This window comes from Betaproteobacteria bacterium, from assembly GCA_016720065.1.
Taxonomy (GTDB): domain Bacteria; phylum Pseudomonadota; class Gammaproteobacteria; order Burkholderiales; family Rhodocyclaceae; genus SSSZ01.
This window is the reverse complement of the sequence record JADJXY010000002.1, coordinates 91,831-108,540: the sequence shown is the minus strand read 5'-3', so window position 1 is coordinate 108,540 and position 16,710 is coordinate 91,831. Positions and strand designations below refer to the sequence as shown.

13 protein-coding genes are annotated in these 16,710 nt (G+C 64.1%); all 13 read right to left on the bottom strand.

Annotated features, from left to right (window positions below; genetic code table 11):
• Positions 1-5: 5 nt before the first annotated feature.
• The 13 genes from narJ to IPM73_03535 all read right to left on the bottom strand — a co-directional run bounded on the left by narJ (position 6) and on the right by IPM73_03535 (position 16,686).
• Positions 6-560, bottom strand: coding sequence for a nitrate reductase molybdenum cofactor assembly chaperone (gene narJ, locus IPM73_03595; protein MBK8917150.1), 555 nt, complete (start codon positions 558-560; stop codon positions 6-8).
• 10 nt (positions 561-570) lie between these two features.
• On the bottom strand, positions 571-2,124 hold the full coding sequence (gene narH / locus IPM73_03590; GenBank protein MBK8917149.1) for a nitrate reductase subunit beta: 1,554 nt from the start codon (positions 2,122-2,124) through the stop codon (positions 571-573).
• Between the two features lie 31 nt (positions 2,125-2,155).
• Positions 2,156-5,908 carry a nitrate reductase subunit alpha gene (locus IPM73_03585; protein ID MBK8917148.1) on the bottom strand — a complete coding sequence of 1,251 codons (3,753 nt, stop codon included), beginning with the start codon at positions 5,906-5,908 and terminating at the stop codon, positions 2,156-2,158.
• A 9-nt stretch (positions 5,909-5,917) separates the two neighbouring features.
• Complete coding sequence (locus IPM73_03580) at positions 5,918-6,124, bottom strand: hypothetical protein (GenBank protein MBK8917147.1); 207 nt, start codon at positions 6,122-6,124, stop codon at positions 5,918-5,920.
• A gap of 59 nt (positions 6,125-6,183) precedes the next feature.
• Positions 6,184-7,833, bottom strand: a complete 1,650-nt coding sequence (locus tag IPM73_03575) for a NarK/NasA family nitrate transporter (protein ID MBK8917146.1) — start codon at positions 7,831-7,833, stop codon at positions 6,184-6,186.
• A 104-nt stretch (positions 7,834-7,937) separates the two neighbouring features.
• A complete protein-coding gene (locus IPM73_03570) occupies positions 7,938-9,203 on the bottom strand; it encodes a NarK/NasA family nitrate transporter (protein MBK8917145.1) in 1,266 nt (421 codons plus the stop codon).
• A 260-nt stretch (positions 9,204-9,463) separates the two neighbouring features.
• The gene (locus IPM73_03565; protein MBK8917144.1) at positions 9,464-10,120 is read right to left on the bottom strand and encodes a response regulator transcription factor; all 657 of its coding nucleotides are present in this window, start codon (positions 10,118-10,120) and stop codon (positions 9,464-9,466) included.
• Positions 10,121-12,064 (bottom strand): type IV pili methyl-accepting chemotaxis transducer N-terminal domain-containing protein, encoded by a 1,944-nt coding sequence (locus IPM73_03560; GenBank protein ID MBK8917143.1) that lies wholly within the window; start codon positions 12,062-12,064, stop codon positions 10,121-10,123.
• 155 nt (positions 12,065-12,219) lie between these two features.
• The gene (locus tag IPM73_03555) at positions 12,220-13,020 is read right to left on the bottom strand and encodes an ABC transporter ATP-binding protein (GenBank protein MBK8917142.1); all 801 of its coding nucleotides are present in this window, start codon (positions 13,018-13,020) and stop codon (positions 12,220-12,222) included.
• A gap of 89 nt (positions 13,021-13,109) precedes the next feature.
• Entirely contained in the window at positions 13,110-14,033 is a 924-nt protein-coding gene (gene ntrB, locus IPM73_03550) for a nitrate ABC transporter permease (protein MBK8917141.1), read from the bottom strand.
• A gap of 67 nt (positions 14,034-14,100) precedes the next feature.
• Positions 14,101-15,375 (bottom strand): ABC transporter substrate-binding protein, encoded by a 1,275-nt coding sequence (locus IPM73_03545; GenBank protein ID MBK8917140.1) that lies wholly within the window; start codon positions 15,373-15,375, stop codon positions 14,101-14,103.
• 283 nt (positions 15,376-15,658) lie between these two features.
• Complete coding sequence (locus IPM73_03540; GenBank protein MBK8917139.1) at positions 15,659-16,234, bottom strand: ANTAR domain-containing protein; 576 nt, start codon at positions 16,232-16,234, stop codon at positions 15,659-15,661.
• Between the two features lie 80 nt (positions 16,235-16,314).
• The gene (locus tag IPM73_03535; protein MBK8917138.1) at positions 16,315-16,686 is read right to left on the bottom strand and encodes a CbiX/SirB N-terminal domain-containing protein; all 372 of its coding nucleotides are present in this window, start codon (positions 16,684-16,686) and stop codon (positions 16,315-16,317) included.
• Positions 16,687-16,710: the final 24 nt, after the last annotated feature.

Below are 16,710 nucleotides of genomic sequence, written 5' to 3'. Positions count from 1 at the left end.
TCTCCTCAGGCCGCCAGCTTTACCAGCGAGCCATGGTTGTCGATGATGCGGATGAGGGCGGCGTAGGGGCTGCCGGCCTTGTCCAGATTGTCGGCGATGACCTTGAGCACCTTGCCGGCGTCGCCCAGGAAGACCTTGGCCTCGTCCTCCCGCAACTGGGAGACGAACTCCAGCAGCAGCGGCAGGTAGTCGGGCAATTCGGTTTCCGGATGGGTGAAGCCGAAGGTCTTGAGGTACTCGGTCAGATCGATGAGGGCCGGACCGCGGGTCTTTTCCTCGCCGAAGAGGTGGTGCGTCAGGTGCAGGCTGTGTTCGGCCGTGAGGTCGAAGGTCTGCACGTAGCGCGACTGGACATCGGTTTCATCGACGGACAGCAGGTCGTCGATGAAGCGCGCAATGGCCAGCCGCTCGTCGGGCGAGAAGATCTGGTCCCGGTCGAAGCCCAGGACCAGATCCCGGGCGCCGCCCTGCCCGGCCTCGGCGACGGCCTGGCGCAGGTCCGCCAGGAAGTCGGGGGTCGGGTAGTCGAGGAGCGCCGAAAGGAGCTTGAAGACTTGCATGGGCCGTTCCTCAGTAGTCCTTGGGCACGGCGAAGGGCGCCAGTTCCCGGGGCTCGATGGTCTCCTTGCGCCGCTCGGGGAAGAGGGAGTTCATGGAGATACCCTGCGAGGAGTCGTTGCCGAAGGTGAAGCCGTTCTGACCCTGGAAGCCGTGGTAATCGTCGATCTGCATTTCCTGGTGCGAGGTCGGGATGACGAAGCGATCTTCGTAATTGGCGATGGCCAGATAGCGGTACATCTCCTTGGCCTGGGCCTCGGTGAGGCCGGCAGCGACCAGGGGACGGGTATCCGGCGTGCCTTCGACGTGGATCGAGCGCTGGTAGGAGCGCATGGCGATCATGCGATTCAGCGCCGAAACGATGTATTCCTCACGGCCGGCGGTCAGCAGGTTGGCCAGGTACTTGACCGGCAGACGCATGGCTTCGGCCTTGGGGATGCAGCCATCGGACTCGGTGGGCAGCTTCTTCTGGTCGATCTGGGACTGCACGGGAGAGAGCGGCGGCACGTACCAGATCATCGGCAGGGTGCGGAACTCGGGGTGCAGCGGGAAGGCGATCTTCCATTCGACGGCCATCTTGTAGATGGGCGACTTTTGCGCCGCGTCGATCCAGGACTGCGGAATGCCGTCCTTCCTGGCCTGTTCGATGATCTTCGGGTCGAAGGGATCGACGAACATGTCCAGGTGGGCCTTGTAGAGGTCCTGGTCGTTGTCGGTGCTGGCGGCTTCGAGCACCTTGTCGGCGTCGTAGAGGATGATGCCGTTGTAGCGGATGCGACCGACGCAGGATTCAGAGCACACCGTGGGCATGCCGGATTCGACGCGGGGGTAGCAGCCGATGCACTTCTCGGCCTTGGAGGATTCCCAGTTGAAGAAGACCTTCTTGTAGGGGCAGCCGGAGATGCACATGCGCCAGCCGCGGCAGCGGTCCTGGTCGGCCAGGACGATGCCATCTTCCTCACGCTTGTAGAGGGCGCCGGAGGGGCAGGAGGCGACACAGGCCGGGTTGATGCAGTGGTTGCAGATGCGCGGCAGGTAGAGGTGGAAGGTGTTCTCGAAAGACTTGTAGATTTCCTTCTCCATGTTGGAGAAGTTCTGGTCCTTGGCCCGCTTGTGGAACTCGCCGGCCAGATCGTCTTCCCAGTTCGGGCCCCAGGTGATCTTGTCCATCTTCTCGCCGGTGATCAGGGAGATGGGACGGGCCGTCGGCGCCGCTTCGGACAGGGGCGCGCTCTGCAAACGGGCGTGATCGTAGGTGAAGGGCTCGTAGTAGTCGTCGATCTGCGGCATGTTGGGGTTGGCGAAGATCTGCACGATCTTCTTCAGCTTGCCGCCGGCCTTCAGTTCCAGCTTGCCGTTGATCTTGGTCCAGCCGCCCTTCCACTTCTCCTGGTTCTCCCATTCCTTGGGATAGCCGATGCCGGGCTTGGATTCCACGTTGTTGAACCAGACGTACTCGACCCCCTTGCGGTTGGTCCACACGTTCTTGCAAGTGACCGAGCAGGTGTGGCAGCCGATGCACTTGTCCAGGTTGAATACCATCGCGAATTGAGCGCGAATTTTCATTTCATTCTCCTAATGTTGGTTACCGTGACGCTCAGCGCTTGCCGATGCCCTTGGGGTTGCGTTGGGCTTCGCGTTCCGGCGTCAGCGGGCGCTCCAGCCAGTCGATGGACTGATCCTCGACCTTGTGCAGGACGACCTGTTCGTCGCGGTTGCAACCGACGGTGCCGTAGTAGTTGAAGCCGTAGGCCAGCTGGGCGTAGCCGCCGACCATGTTGGTCGGCTTGACGACGACGCGGGTTACCGAGTTGAGGATGCCGCCCCGCTTGTTGGTGGAGGGCGATCCCGGCACGTTCACGTTCTTTTCCTGGGCGTGGTACATGAGGGCCATGCCGCGGGGAACGCGCTGGGAGACCACCGCCCGGGCCATGGTGGCGCCGTTGGCGTTGATGGCTTCGACCCAGTCGTTGTCCTCGATGCCCACCGACTTGGCGTCGTCCTCGGCCACCCAGATGTAGGGGCCGCCGCGGAAGAGCGTCAGCATGCGCAGGTTGTCCTGGTAGCTGGAGTGGATGCCCCACTTGGAGTGCGGCGTGATCCAGGACAGAGTCAGGTGCGGCTTGGCCTTCACATTGGCCGGCACGGTGTGGTGGGCCTTCAAATCGACGGGCGGCTTGAAGGTGCAGAAGCCCTCGCCGAAGTCCAGGAACCACTCGTGATCCTGGTAGAAGTGGGCACGGCCGGTCAGGGTGCGGAACGGGATGTGCTCGTGGATGTTGGTATAGCCGGCGGTGTAGGACACGGTCTCCGACTCGATGCCGGACCAGGTGGGCGCGGTGATGATCTTGCGCGGCTGGGCGACGATGTCGCGGAAGGTGATCTTGTCCTCGTGGCGGCCGGCGTAGAGGTGGTGATGGTCGATGCCGGTCTTCTTGGAGAGGGCGGTCCAGGACTTGTGGGCCACCTCGCCGTTGGTTTCCGGCGCCATGCGCATGACGGAGTCGCAGACGGCGATGTCCTCTTCCAGGGACGGCATGCCCTTGGACACGCCTTCCACCTGTACCGTCTTGTTGAGAACGGCCAGTTCCTTGTACTCGTGCTCGGTGTTCCAGTCGATGCCCTTGACGTTGTTGCCGATCTTGGTCATCAGGGGGCCGAGGGCGATGTACTTGTTGTAGGTCTGGCCGTAGTCGCGCTCGACGACCTTGATGGCGGCCATGGTCTTGCCCGGGATGGGGTCGCATTCGCCCTTTTTCCAGTTCTTGACCTGACCGAAGGGGGTACCCAGTTCCATGGCGGAGTCGTGTTGCAGGGGCAGCGCCACCAGATCCTTCTTGGTGCCCAGATGCTTGGCGGCGAGGCCGGAGAAGGTCTTGGCCAGAGTGCGGAAGATCTGCCAGTCGGAGCGGGATTCCCAACCCGGGGTCACGGCTTCACCCAGGGGGTGGATGAAGGGGTGCATGTCCGTGGTGTTGAGGTCGTTCTTCTCGTACCAGGTGGCGGTGGGCAGGATGATGTCCGAGTAGGCGCCGGTGGAGTTGAGGCGGAAGTTGATGTCCACCATCAGGTCCAGCTTGCCGGCCGGACCTTCTTCCAGGTACTTGACCTGGGTGCAGGCAGCGCCGGCAGTGCCTTCCTGCATGACGCCGTTTTGGGCGCCGAGCAGGTGCTTCAAGAAGTACTCGTGGCCCTTGGCGGAGGTGCCGATCAGATTGCCGCGCCAGACGATCAGGTTGCGCGGCCAGTTGACCGGGTTGTCCGGGTCGGCGAAGGCGACGTCGAGCTTGCCTTCCTTCAACTGCTGGGCGACGTACTTGCCGACGGCGGCTTCATCGGCGGCGCCGGCCTTCTCGGCTTCGGAGAGCAGCTCGATGGGGTTGCGGTTGAAGTGGGGCGCGCCCGGCAGCCAGCCCATGCGGACGGCGTCCACGTTGTAGTCGGCCAGGGTGTAGCCCTTGTTGCGGTTCCTGCCGGCGGGCGAAAGAAGCGCGTCGGCATCCACCGTCTCGTAGCGCCACTGGTCGGTATGGAAATACCAGTAGGAGGTGGAGTTCTGGTGGCGGGGCGGACGGTGCCAGTCGGTGGCAAAGGCGATGGGCGCCCAGCCGGCCTGGGGACGCAGCTTTTCCTGACCCACGTAGTGGGCCCAGCCGCCGCCGGTCTGGCCCACGCAGCCGCAGATGTGCAGCAGGTTCATGATCGACCGGTAGGACAGGTCGTTGTGGTACCAGTGGTTGATGGCGGCGCCCATGATGACCATGGAGCGACCCTTGGTCTTGGAGGCGTTGTCGGCGAACTCGCGGCCGGTGCGCTCCAGGTCGGCGGCCTTGACGCCGGTCTGCTTGGCGGCCCAGGCCGGGGTGTAGGCCACATCGGCCTGATCGTAGGAGGTGGCGACGTTGCCACCACCGAGGCCACGGTCGATGCCGTACTGGGCAATCTGCAGGTCGAAGACCGAGGCCACCAGGGCCTCTTCGCCGTTCGCGAGCTTCAACTTCCGCACCGGCACGTTGCGGTAAAGGAGATTCGGCTCGCCCTGGGTGAAGTGTGGGAAGCCGACGCAAGCGACGTCACCCTTGGCATCGATGCAGGACAGGGCCAGTTCGGTCTCGGCGCCGGCGCCGGATTTCTCCAGCAGGTTCCACTTGCCATCCTCACCCCAGCGGAAGCCGATGGAGCCGTTGGGCGCGACGTAGCTGTTGCTCTTGTTGTCGAAGGCGACGGTCTTCCAGTCCGGGTTGTTGGACTCGCCCAGGGCGCCGTCGAAGTCGGAGGCGCGCAGGTTGCGGTCGGTCACGTAGCCGTCGCCGTGCTTGCGCAGCAGGACCAGCATCGGCAGGTCGGTGTACTTGCGGGCGTACTCCTGGAAGTAGGGATCCTGCTTCTGGATGTAGAACTCCTTGAGGGCCACATGGCCCATGGCCATGAAGGCGGCGGAGTCAGTACCCTGCTTGACCGGCATCCAGAGGTCGGCGAACTTGACGTATTCGGCGTAGTCCGGGGCCATGGAGACGATCTTGGCGCCCTTGTAGCGCACTTCGGTGGCGAAGTGGGCGTCGGGGGTACGGGTCATCGGCAGGTTGGCGCCGGTGATGATGAGGTAGGTGGAGTTGTACCAGTCGGCAGCTTCCGGCACGTCGGTCTGCTCACCCCAGGTCTGGGGGGAGGCTGCGGGCAGATCGCAGTACCAGTCGTAGAAGGAGCCGCAGGCACCGCCGATGAGGGACAGGTAGCGGGAACCGGCGGCGTAGGAAATCATGGACATGGCCGGAATCGGCGAAAAGCCGTAGATGCGATCCGGGCCCCACTTCTTGATGGTGTAGACGTTGGCGGCAGCGGTGATCTCGGTGACTTCTTCCCAGGTGGTGCGCACGAAGCCGCCCAGGCCGCGGACGCCGACGTACTTGATGCGCTTGGCCGGGTCGTTCTGGATGGCTTCCCAGGCTTCGACGGGATCCTTGCCGGTCTTCCTTTCGGCGCGGTAGAGATCGAGGAGCCGCCCGCGGATCATCGGGTGCTTGATGCGGTGCGGCGAGTAGAGATACCAGGAGAAGGAGGCACCGCGCTGGCAGCCGCGGGGCTCGTGGTTGGGCAGATCCTCGCGGGTACGCGGGTAGTCGGTCTGCTGCATCTCGAAGGCCACCAGGCCGTTCTTGACGAAAATCTTCCAGGAGCAGCCGCCCGTACAGTTCACGCCGTGGGTGGAACGCACCACCTTGTCATGGCGCCAACGGTTACGGTAGGAATCTTCCCACTTGCGGTCTTCGTTGGTGACGATGCCGTGACCATCGGCAAAGGTGCTCTGCACCTTGTTGAGGAATTTCAGGCGGTCAAGAAAATGACTCATCGATTGCTCCTAGAAAAAAAGTGAGTAACCCGCGTAACCGGACACCAGCAGACCGGCCAGCAGGTTGAGCGGCCGCGTACGCTCCGTGCAATCCTTGATGAACAAGGCATCGATGCGCATGGCTTCGGTGAAGGCACTGCGCACGAAGGCGGTGGCGATCAGCAGCAGCCCATAGGCCAGGCCGATCGTGTTGATAAGGACATCAGGTTTGTTCAAGTCGTGGGGTTCCGTTGGCTTTGCACCGGCAGGGCGGCCACGGGGGCCGCCCCACGGCATCAGGCCTTCTTGAGGTCGATCTGGCGCATCTGTTCCTTCTCGGCTTCGGACAACTTGTCCCACCAGGTGCCGCCGGAGTTGCCGTAGTCGAAGCGCTCGGAACCCTGGCGGGTGTAGTAGAACCAGTTGACGAAGGCGGAGTAGGCGTAGAACACCGCGACACCGATGAAGAAGAGCTTGGCGTTGCCGGTGTTGGCGATGGAGGCACCGATCAGGGAGGTCCACACGAAGGGGCCGAAGGCCGCCCAGGCGCCGGTCCAGCCCAGCATCTGCGCGCCCTTGGCGGGGGAGTAGGCGAAGACGATGGGGTACTGGCGGAAGGTGGCGGCGTTGTTGATGCCGGACATCAGAAAGATGAACAGCATTCCCCACAGGAAACCCTGGAATTGCTCGACGCCGGTGGGCGTCAGGTAGCCGCCGAAGACCAGGAAGACGCAGCCGGCGATCTGGCCCAGGGTGCACCAGTGCATGCCCTTGCTGCCGCCGATCTTGTCGAAGAGGCCGCCAGTCAGCGCCCGCACGGCACCGCCGATGAGGGGGCCGAGGAAGGCGTAGGCCAGGGGATCGGGCGCGCCGTCGAAATTGCCGTAGATGGTCTTGATCATGATCGGGAAAGCCGCGGCAAAGCCCGAAAAGGAACCGAAGGAGCAGATGTAGGTGATGGTGCAGTTCCAGGTGTGGACCCGGGCCCGGTTGCGGGAGCTGAGGATCTCGAACTGGCCCTTGAAACCACGGCCCGGCAGCTTGATGCTCTTCAGGAAGAGGGCCGACAGGATGAAGGCCACCACCAGGAAGGGCACCCAGATGAAGGCGGCGTTCTGCAGCCACATGTCCTTCTTGATGACGTTCTTGAGGGCGACGTCGGTGACGGCACCGGCGTCGTTCTTCTTCAGCTCCACCTTGAGGTTCTTGGTGGCGTCACCGGCCTGGAAGCTCACGTCCTTGACCACCTCGCCGTCCTTGGTCAGGACGATGGCAGCGGCCAGTTCGGGCTTCTTGGGCACCACGTTGGTGACGATGCCGGCGGCGTCCTTGGTCACCACCACATCCTTGAGCACGTCGGCCTTGGTGAACAGTTGGGGGCCGCCCACGGCGGCGCCCAGGGCGGCGAAGCCGATGATCCAGGGGGCGACGAACTGGACGATGGAGACGCCGAAATTGCCCAGACCGGCCTGGATGCCCAGGGCCAGACCCTGCAGGCGCTTGGGGAAGAAGATGCTGGTGGAGGGCATGAAGGACGAGAAATCACCGCCGCCCATGCCGCACAGGAAGCCGATGATCATGAAGGTGGACCACGGCGTGTTGAGATCCTGGATGGCGTAACCCAGCCAGATCATCGGGATGACCTTGATGATGGTGGAGATGCTGACCACCGGCCGGGTCCCCAGCACCGGGATGAAATTCGAATGGATCAGGCGCAGGATGCCGGAAGCGAAGCCGGGGATGGCCGCCAGCCAGAACAGCTCCATGGTGGTGAATTTGAAGCCGATGGCCGGCATGCGCACCACCACGGCGCTCATCACGAACCAGGTCGCGAACGAGAAAATGAGCGAGAAGGTCGTGATGGCACAGGTGCGCCAGGCGATGGCGCTGCCGGTTTCCGCCCAGAACTGCGGATTCTCCGGTTCCCATCTTTCGAGTTTTGCCATGAGGAATTTCCTTCGCTTAAAGGTTTTGCATCGAGGTTATGGTTGCCGCAGCCGACAACCACGAACCCGGGCCGGCTGGCCCGGGGCGAGGCTGTGCAGCTTGTCTATTCGAGGCTGTCGGCGGTGACCAGCTCGTGCTTGCCGCGCATCACGTCGGCATCGCGCACTTCGGTCCAGTACATCCAGATCAGGGAGACCCAGACCACGCCGTACATGAGCATGAAGCAGGAGGAGCGGACGCCGGTCAGGTCCACCAGGGCGCCGAACATGATGGGCAGCAGGAAGCCCCCCATGCCGCCGGCCAGACCGACGATGCCGGAGATGACGCCGATGTTCTTGGGGTAGTCGTCGGAGATGTACTTGAAGACCGAGGCCTTGCCCACGGCCATGGCCACGCCGACGGTGAACATCAGGATGGTGAACACGGTCGGGCTGAGGGCGATGTTGTAGGTCTGCGGGCCGGTTACGGTCTTGACCGTGAATTCGGTCTGCGGGTAGGAGAGGATGAAGAGGCAGATCCAGCACACCCACAGCACCCACCAGGTCACCTTGTGGGCGCCGAACTTGTCGGAGAACCAGCCCCCCAGGGCGCGCAGCACGCCGCCGGGCAGAGAGAAGCAGGCGGCCAGGAAGGCAGCGGTCTTCAGGTCGAAGCTGTACTCCTGGACGTAGTACTTGGTCATCCACAGGGCCAGCGCCACGTAGCCGCCGAACACGATGGAGTAGTACTGGCAAATCTTCCAGACGTTGGGATCCTTCAGTGCCGCCAGTTGCTGCCCGACGGTGACGTGGGATTCGACCCTGTGGGAAGGATCGCTGTAGGTGAAGAAGTAGAAGGCCAGGGCCGTGACCAGCATCGCTGCGGCGAACACCGTCGGCACCATGGTCCAGCCGTAGGCGACGACGATGGACGGGGCGAGCAGTTTGGTCAGCGCCGCTCCCGCGTTGCCGGCACCGAAGACGCCCATGGCAAAGCCCTGGTTCTTCTTTTCGAACCAGCGGGCGCAGTAGGCGATACCTACGGAGAAGGAGCCGCCGGCGACGCCGACGAAGAGCCCGGCCACCAGGAACTGCCAGAATTCGGTAGCGTGACCGATGAGGTAGATGGGCACCACGGTCGCGGCCATGATGGCGAAGAACACTGGGCGGCCACCGAACTTGTCGGTCATCATGCCCAGAGGGAGGCGAATCAGGGAGCCGGTGAGCACCGGCATCGCCGCCAGGATGCCGAACTGGGTTTCGTTGAGACCCAGTTGCGTCTTGATCGGAATACCGATCACCGCGAACATCATCCACACCATGAAGCACACGGTGAACGCCAGTGTGCTCATGACCAGAACCGACATTTGTTTGGTTTTTTGGCTCGCCATCGCTGTCCCCGAAAATGCACTCCGAACCACCTCGTCCGGCGCCCGCAAGATTAAGGGCGGCGCGGGTTTCAGCCCATTCCTCAATGGTATGGGCGGCAGGCGGCATCAGTGGGGGGACGTTCTAGGGGGGGAGGACTAGACCCCGACGGGCTGGAGGCTTCGGCGAACTAGGCCGATTGGCATTTCGCCGGGCAAATTGGCCTACGCGTTGCCTCAAGACTGGCCCGTAGAACTAGGGCAACGGAACTACGGCAACGAATTCAGGCCCGGTCGGCGAAGCCGTGCTCGACGGCGTAAAGCGCGGCGTGCACCCGGCTGGAGAGGCTCAACTTCTTGAAAATATTCTGGATGTGGATTTTGACCGTGCTCTCGGCCAGGGTCAGGCTGCGGGCGATTTCCTTGTTGCTCTCCCCCCGGGCGAGGCAGCCCAGGATTTCGCGCTCGCGGGGGGAAAGCTTCTCGTGTTCCACCGCCGGAGCGACCCGGGTCTGAGCCCGCACCCCCTGCACCAGCTTGGCGGTCATTTGCGGCGACACCACCGACTCCCCCGCCGCGGTGCGGCGCAGCGCATCGACCAGGGCCTCGGTTTCGATATTCTTGACCAGATAGCCGCTGGCGCCCGCCCGCAGGATCTCGACCAGATCCTCGGCGTCTTCCGAAACGGTCAGCATGAGCACCCGGGTTTCGGGCACTTCCTCGACGATGAGGCGCACCGCATCGCGGCCGGAAACCCCCGGCATGTGCAGATCGAGCAGCACCACGTCGGGCTTGAGGGACTTGGCCCGCTTGACGCCCTCCAGTCCGTCCCCCGCCACATCCGCCACTTCGAATTCCTCATGGCGCTGCAGGAGCGATTTGATGCCACTGCGGAACAGGGCGTGGTCATCGACGATCAATACGCGAATCTTCTTTTCCATTCAAGCTGCCTCCATTTTCTGGCGCGGCAGCCAAAGGGAGACGCGCGTCCCCTTCCCCGTCGCGGATTCAATCTCGCACTGCCCCCCTACCCGGCGGGCCCGTTCATTCATGATCTTCAGTCCCACGTGGCGATCCGAATGCAGCGCCGGGGAACTCTGAGGGTCGAAGCCCACGCCGTCGTCCTCGACCTGGATGGACACGCCCTGCATGCTGCGCTCGACCTTCACCGCGACGCGGGTGGCCCGGGCGTGCTTGCGGATATTGGAGAGGGATTCCTGCACGATGTGCACGACCTGGATCTGCTCTTCGGCGGGCATGGGGAGGCTGCTTCCCGACTTCTCGAAAACCGTCGCGATGCCGGTCTGGCTCTCGAACTTGACCAGGGTGTCGGCGATGGCGGCTTCCAGTTCGATTTCCTGCATGCGGGTGCGGAAATGGACGAGCAACTCGCGCACATGGTCATAACTCTCCTGGATCCCTTCCTTGAGGCTGTCCAGGGTGGCCCCCGCCTCGGGCACGTCGTTGCGCCGCAGGGAATCTTCGAGAAGCTGGGCCTGGATATTGATGAAGGCCAGCCCCTGGGCGATGGAGTCGTGCAGTTCCTGGGCCAGCAGGTTGCGTTCCTCGGAGACCGCCATTTCCCGTTCCCGGGAGCGCAGGCGCAGGTTTTCCACCGCGGCGCCCAGGTGCTGCCCCAGGGTTTCGAGCATGATCTTTTCCCGCTCGCCCAGCGGCCGAGGGGCATTGAAGTAAAGGTTGAAGACCCCGAGACGCCGCTTGTTGTGGGTGATGGTGAACACCGAGGCCGTGGCGAATCCCTCCCGGACGCAGGAATTGAGCCGCAGGGGGGCCGGCGGCCTAGCGACCTCGAAAGCGACCGCGTCGGCACCCTGCATCACATCGCTGCACAGGCAATCGCCGCAACGCAGGGTGGTCTCCTTGGCGACGAACTGTTCGGAGAGACCGAGGTGGCTGATCATGATGAGTTCCTCGGTCCCCGACGAATAGAGGCGTACCGCCCCCGCGTCGGCCCGGGTGGCCGCCACGACGCGACCGATGAAGCCCTCGCACAGCCGCTCCAGGGGTGCCGGATCGTTGAGGAAGGCCGTGGTTTCGTACAGCAGTCCCAGTTCGTCGTTGCGCTCCGCCACGCTGCGGGTCTTGGTGGCGACCCGCTCTTCCAGGGTGCTGTGGACCTCCTGCAGGTGCTCGGCCATGCGGTTGAAGCCCCGCGCCAGCATGCCGAATTCGTCCTTGCGGTCCGCGGGGAGGCGCACCCCCAGGTCGTCGCCGGTCATGCGGCGCAGACCGTCGTGCAGCACCCCCACCGGCCGGATGACCAGGCGGAAGAAAAAACGGACCAGCAGGCCGGTACCACACACTGCGAGCAGGACCAGAACCAATTGATAGGTGCGCAGCAGGTTGGTGCCGTAGGCGTAGTTCTGCTCCATGGCCAGCACCAGGTCATTGATGCCGGCCACGAAGCCCTCGACTTCGGCCCGGTAGCGCAGCAGGGCCGCCCGGCGCGGTTCGGCGCCTTCGCCGGCCAGGTAGTCCTGGATCAGGGGCAGCATGCGCCGCTGCCAGTCGTTGCGCAGGGCATCGAGGCGGCGTTTCACTTCGGCGCTGCGCGGCGGGGCCAGGGGGCGGGCGGGGTCGCCCTGGCCGATGTCGGCCAGGAGTTTGTCGAAGAGGGCGATTTCCTCCCGCAGCGCAGCGTCGATGCGCAGCCGGTCCGCCCCCGCTTCCAGGCCCAGACTCATGAGGTGGCTGAGGCGGTAGGAGCGCATGCGCTCGCTGCCGGCATCGTTGATCGCCGCCGATCCCCCTTCCAGTTGCCAGGACAGCGCCAGGGTCATGCCGATGGCCCCCAGGGCAACCAGGAAGAAGATCACCAATATGCCGGTGATCTGGGTGGAAAGCTTCTTGAAGGGCGACAACATGGCCGGCTTGACGAAGGTAATAGATCGAATTTGCCCATTAATCCCCGGCAAATCAATGGGACAGATCAATTTACCCCAGACAAAAAGGCCCGCCGGCAGGAACCGACGGGCCAAAGCCGCGCCGCGGCGGGCGGCGCGGGGTGGAGACAGGGGGATCAGGCGGCCATCTTTTCCACGTGGGCCTGCTTTTCGTAGAGGAACTCGAGCACCGCGGCGCGGTAATTGATGTACTCCGGGTCGTGGGCCAGGGTCAGGCGCTGCCGGGGCCGCGGCAACTTCACCTCCAGGATCTCGCCGATGGTCGCCGCGGGGCCGTTGGTCATCATGACGATGCGGTCGGAGAGGAGCACCGCCTCGTCCACGTCGTGGGTGACCATGACCGTGGTGGCCTTGGTGGCCTCGCAGATCTTCATCAGTTCGTCCTGGAGCTTGGCCCGGGTCAGGGCGTCCAGGGCGCCGAAGGGCTCGTCCATGAGCAGCACCTTGGGTTCCATGGACAGGGCCCGGGCGATGCCGACCCGCTGCTTCATGCCCCCGGAGATTTCGTGGGGGTACTTGCTGCTGGCGTGGTCCAGGCCCACCAGGTTGATGGCCGCTGCCGTACGGGCCTTGAGCTTCTGCTTGCCCTCCTTGGTGCCGAAGACACGCTCGACGGCGAGGTAGACGTTCTCGAAGCAGGTGAGCCAGGGCAGCAGACTATGGTTCTGAAAGACCACCGCCCGCTCCGGCCCCGGACCGGCGATTTCGCGGCCGTCGCAAAGGAGCACGCCGGTGGTGGGCTTGGTCAGGCCGGCGATAAGGTTGAGGAGCGTCGACTTGCCGCAGCCGGAGTGGCCGATGAGGGCCACGAATTCCCCCTGCTTCAGGGTCAGGTCGATGTCCTTGAGGGCCACGAACTTGCCCTTCTTGGTGTCGAAGGTCTGGCCGACTTTTTCGATGCGTACGAACTTTTCCATGATGTGCTCCGTTCACGTTGCAGACGCACTGGCGTCTCGGGCTTCTCCCCTCACCCGCTGCGCGGGCGAGGGGCCGGGGGAGAGGGCGATCAGGCGGATTCCTTGGTCAGCTTCCTGGCGAGCAGGATGAGGCTCTGCTCGAGGATGAGGCCGACGATGCCGATGACGAAGATGGCGATGATGATGTGCTCGACCTTGAGGTTGTTCCACTCGTCCCACACCCAGAAGCCGATGCCGACGCCACCGGTGAGCATTTCGGCGGCGACGATGACCAGCCAGGCGGTGCCGATGGAGAGGCGGATGCCGGTGAGCATGTAGGGCAGCACCGCGGGGAAGAGGATCTTGGTCACCACCTTCCATTCGGACAGGGCCAGCACCCGGGCCACGTTGAGGTAGTCCTGGGGCACCCGCTGCACGCCCACCGCCGTGTTGATGATCATCGGCCAGATGGAGCAGATGAAGATGGTGTAGGTGGCGGCAGGGTCGGCCTTCTTGAACACCAGGAGGCCGATGGGCAGCCAGGCCAGGGGCGACACCGGGCGCAGCAGACTGATGATGGGATTGACCATGGCGGCGAGGAATTTCGAGCGCCCCAGCATGAAGCCCATGGGGATGCCCACCACGGCGGCGAAGCCGAAGCCGACGGCGACCCGCTGCAGCGAGGAGAGCACGTTCCAGCCGATGCCCTGGTCGTTGGGGCCGTTCTGGTAGAAGGGATCGGCGAACAGGGCCACGGCCGCGTCCCAGGTCTGCACCGGGCCGGGGATGCCGCCCCCCTTCATGGTGGCCACGTACCAGATGCCCAGCAGGGCCACGATGCCCAGCAGGGGCGGCAGAATGGCCTGGCCCAGGGCGTTGAGGCGCTCGCCCAGGGGGATTCCCGGCTCTTCGGCTGGCGTCTTTTCCATTGTGTTTTCCTTGGTTTCAGCAGGGGTCGCGCCCACTTCCCGCAGGCGGGCGGGCTTGGCGGCGCGGGGAGCGGGGCTTGCGCCGGTCGCCGCGGGGCTCTTCATCGTCAATGCACTCATGATGTCCTCCGTGTTGCGTCGCTGGGGGGGAGGGTCTCCCCTCCCCCATCTGTCAGGCCTTGACCTTGAAGCTGTCGGCGTACCTGGCCGGGTCCTTGCCGTCCCAGACCACACCGTCGATGAACTTGGTGGTCCGCATGTCGCTCTTGGGCAGGGCCGCGCCGGCTGCAGCGGCCCCCTGCTTGTAGAGATCGATGCGATTCACCTGCTTGGCCACTTCGAGATACTTGGGGTGATCCTTGAGCAGGCCCCAGCGCTTGTGCTGGGTCATGAACCACATGCCGTCGGTCAGGTAGGGGTAATTCACCGCCCCGTCGTTGAAGAACTTCATGTGGTTCTTGTCGTCCCAGCTCTTGCCCAGACCGTTCTGGTAACGGCCCAGCATGCGGGCGACGATGACTTCGGTGTCGGTATTGACGTAGGCCTTCTGGGCGATGGTCTCGGCCGTCTTCTGCTTGTTGGCCAGCGACGCGTCGATCCACTTGCCCGCGTCCAGGATGGCGGCGATCATGGCCCGCGCCGTGTTGGGGTACTTCTGGCAGAACTCGGCGGTGGTGCCCAGCACCTTTTCCGGATGGTCGGTCCAGATGTCCTGGGTGGTGACCGCGGTAAAGCCGATGTTGTCCATGATGGCCCGGTTGTTCCAGGGTTCTCCGACGCAGTAGCCGTCCATGTTGCCGACCCGCATGTTGGCCACCATCTGCGGCGGGGGCACGGTGATGGTCTTGACGTCCTTCAGGGGGTTGATGCCCTGGGCCGCCAGCCAGTAGTAGAGCCACATGGCGTGGGTGCCGGTGGGGAAGGTCTGGGCAAAGGTGTATTCCCGCTCTTTCTTGGCGATCAGCGCGGCCAGGCTGGGCCCGTCGGTGGCGCCCTTGTCCTTCAGCAGATTGGAGAGGGTGATGGCTTGGCCGTTGTGGTTGAGGTTCATGAGGACGCTCATGTCCTTCTTGGGGCCGCCGATGCCCAACTGCACACCGTAGATGAGGCCGTAGAGCACGTGGGCGGCATCCAGCTCGCCATTGACCAGCTTGTCCCGCACGGAGGCCCAGGAGGCTTCCTTGGTGGGGATGATCTTGATGCCGTACTTCTCGTCGAACTTGTTCACCGCCGCCATGACGACGGAGGCGCAGTCGGTGAGGGGGATGAAGCCGATCTTGACTTCCTTCTTCTCCGGCGCGTCGGAGCCGGCGGCCCAGGCGGCGCCGCGGATGCCGGGGGGGACCATGGCCATCAGCGAAGCTCCGGTGATTGCCGAGACGAAGTCCCGGCGGGTTTTCGAAACCCCGGTGGGGGCGACATCCGGTGCGAGTTTGTCGTTTGCCATTGCGTGCTCCTTGACCTCGTTCGTGAATAAAAACCACAAAAGGCGCCACACCCGGCCCGAATCCCGGGCCGGATGGACGCCTTTGTCCTGGACCCGGCCGCCTTTGACCGGATCGCCATGGCAGGACTACTGCAATGGTCGTGCCAGGCCTAGCCCTACCGGACTAATCCTTTGGAACTACGTGCTTTTTTGGGGTTTTCGCCCTTGGCGTGGGGCGGGACAGGCTGCACTGTTGCGGTGCAGCACGGAATTTCCCTGCACCGAAACAGGGGAATTCGGGGATTTACAGGAGGAGCTTGGCCATGTCGATGACGTCCTTGGCCACCACCACCATGGGCTGGCCGCGCTCCATGGCCAGCTTCCTCAGGGCGTGGTAGGCGCCCTCCTCGTCCAGATTGCGGGCCTTCATGAGGAGTCCCTTGGCCTTCTCGACCAGTTTGCGGTCGTTGAGCTTTTTGGAAAGCTCGTCGAGTTCCCGGCGCAGAGCCTGGTGATCCTCGAACTGGGCCCGCGCCACCTCGACGATGGGCTTCAAACGCTTGGCATCCACCCCATCGACCACGTAGGCCGAAACCCCCGCCCGCACGGCATCGCGAATGGTGGTCTCGCCCTCGGCCTGGGTGAACATGACCACCGGACGGGGCATGTGGCGGTGCATGGCCGCCAGGTGCTCCAGGGTGTCCCGGTTGGGGCTGTCGGTGTCGATGAGGATGACGTCGGGCTGGAGACGCTCGACTTCGGCGGTCAGGCTGTTGGCATCGGCCAGGATAGCTGCCACCTGGTAGCCGGCCAGGGCCAGGGCGGCGCAGATGTCGCCGGCGCGGGTGCGGGATTGGTCGATGACGAGGATGCTGAGCATGGGGAAAACAAGCAATTCCGGGGCCAGAGGGGCGATGCCCCCGATCTTACCAAAGGCCCGCCCCGGGGCGGGCGGCAGCTTCAGCTTCCGGCCAGGGCAGCCGCCGTGGCCGCCATGGCCCGCAGCACCGCGTCGTTCTCGCCGATCGCCGGGGCGAGGACAAATTGGACCCCTGGATGGCGCTGGCGCAGGGCCTCGATGAGGAGGGGAACGTCACGCTTGAGATGGCCACCCTGGGCGATGAACATGGGCAGGACGACGACGCGGGCCACCCCGAGGGCAGCGAGGGCATCGGCGCACTCGGGCAGTGCGGGAGTCATGAATTCGAGGAAGGCGCATTCGACCGCCAGATGCGGAGCCAGGTCGCGCACCGCGGCCTGCACGCGGCGGATCGGTACCGCCCATTCCGGATCGCGGGCGCCGTGGGCGAAGAGGATGAGGGCCTGGGACATGGGAACCGCCACGGAGATAGGGCG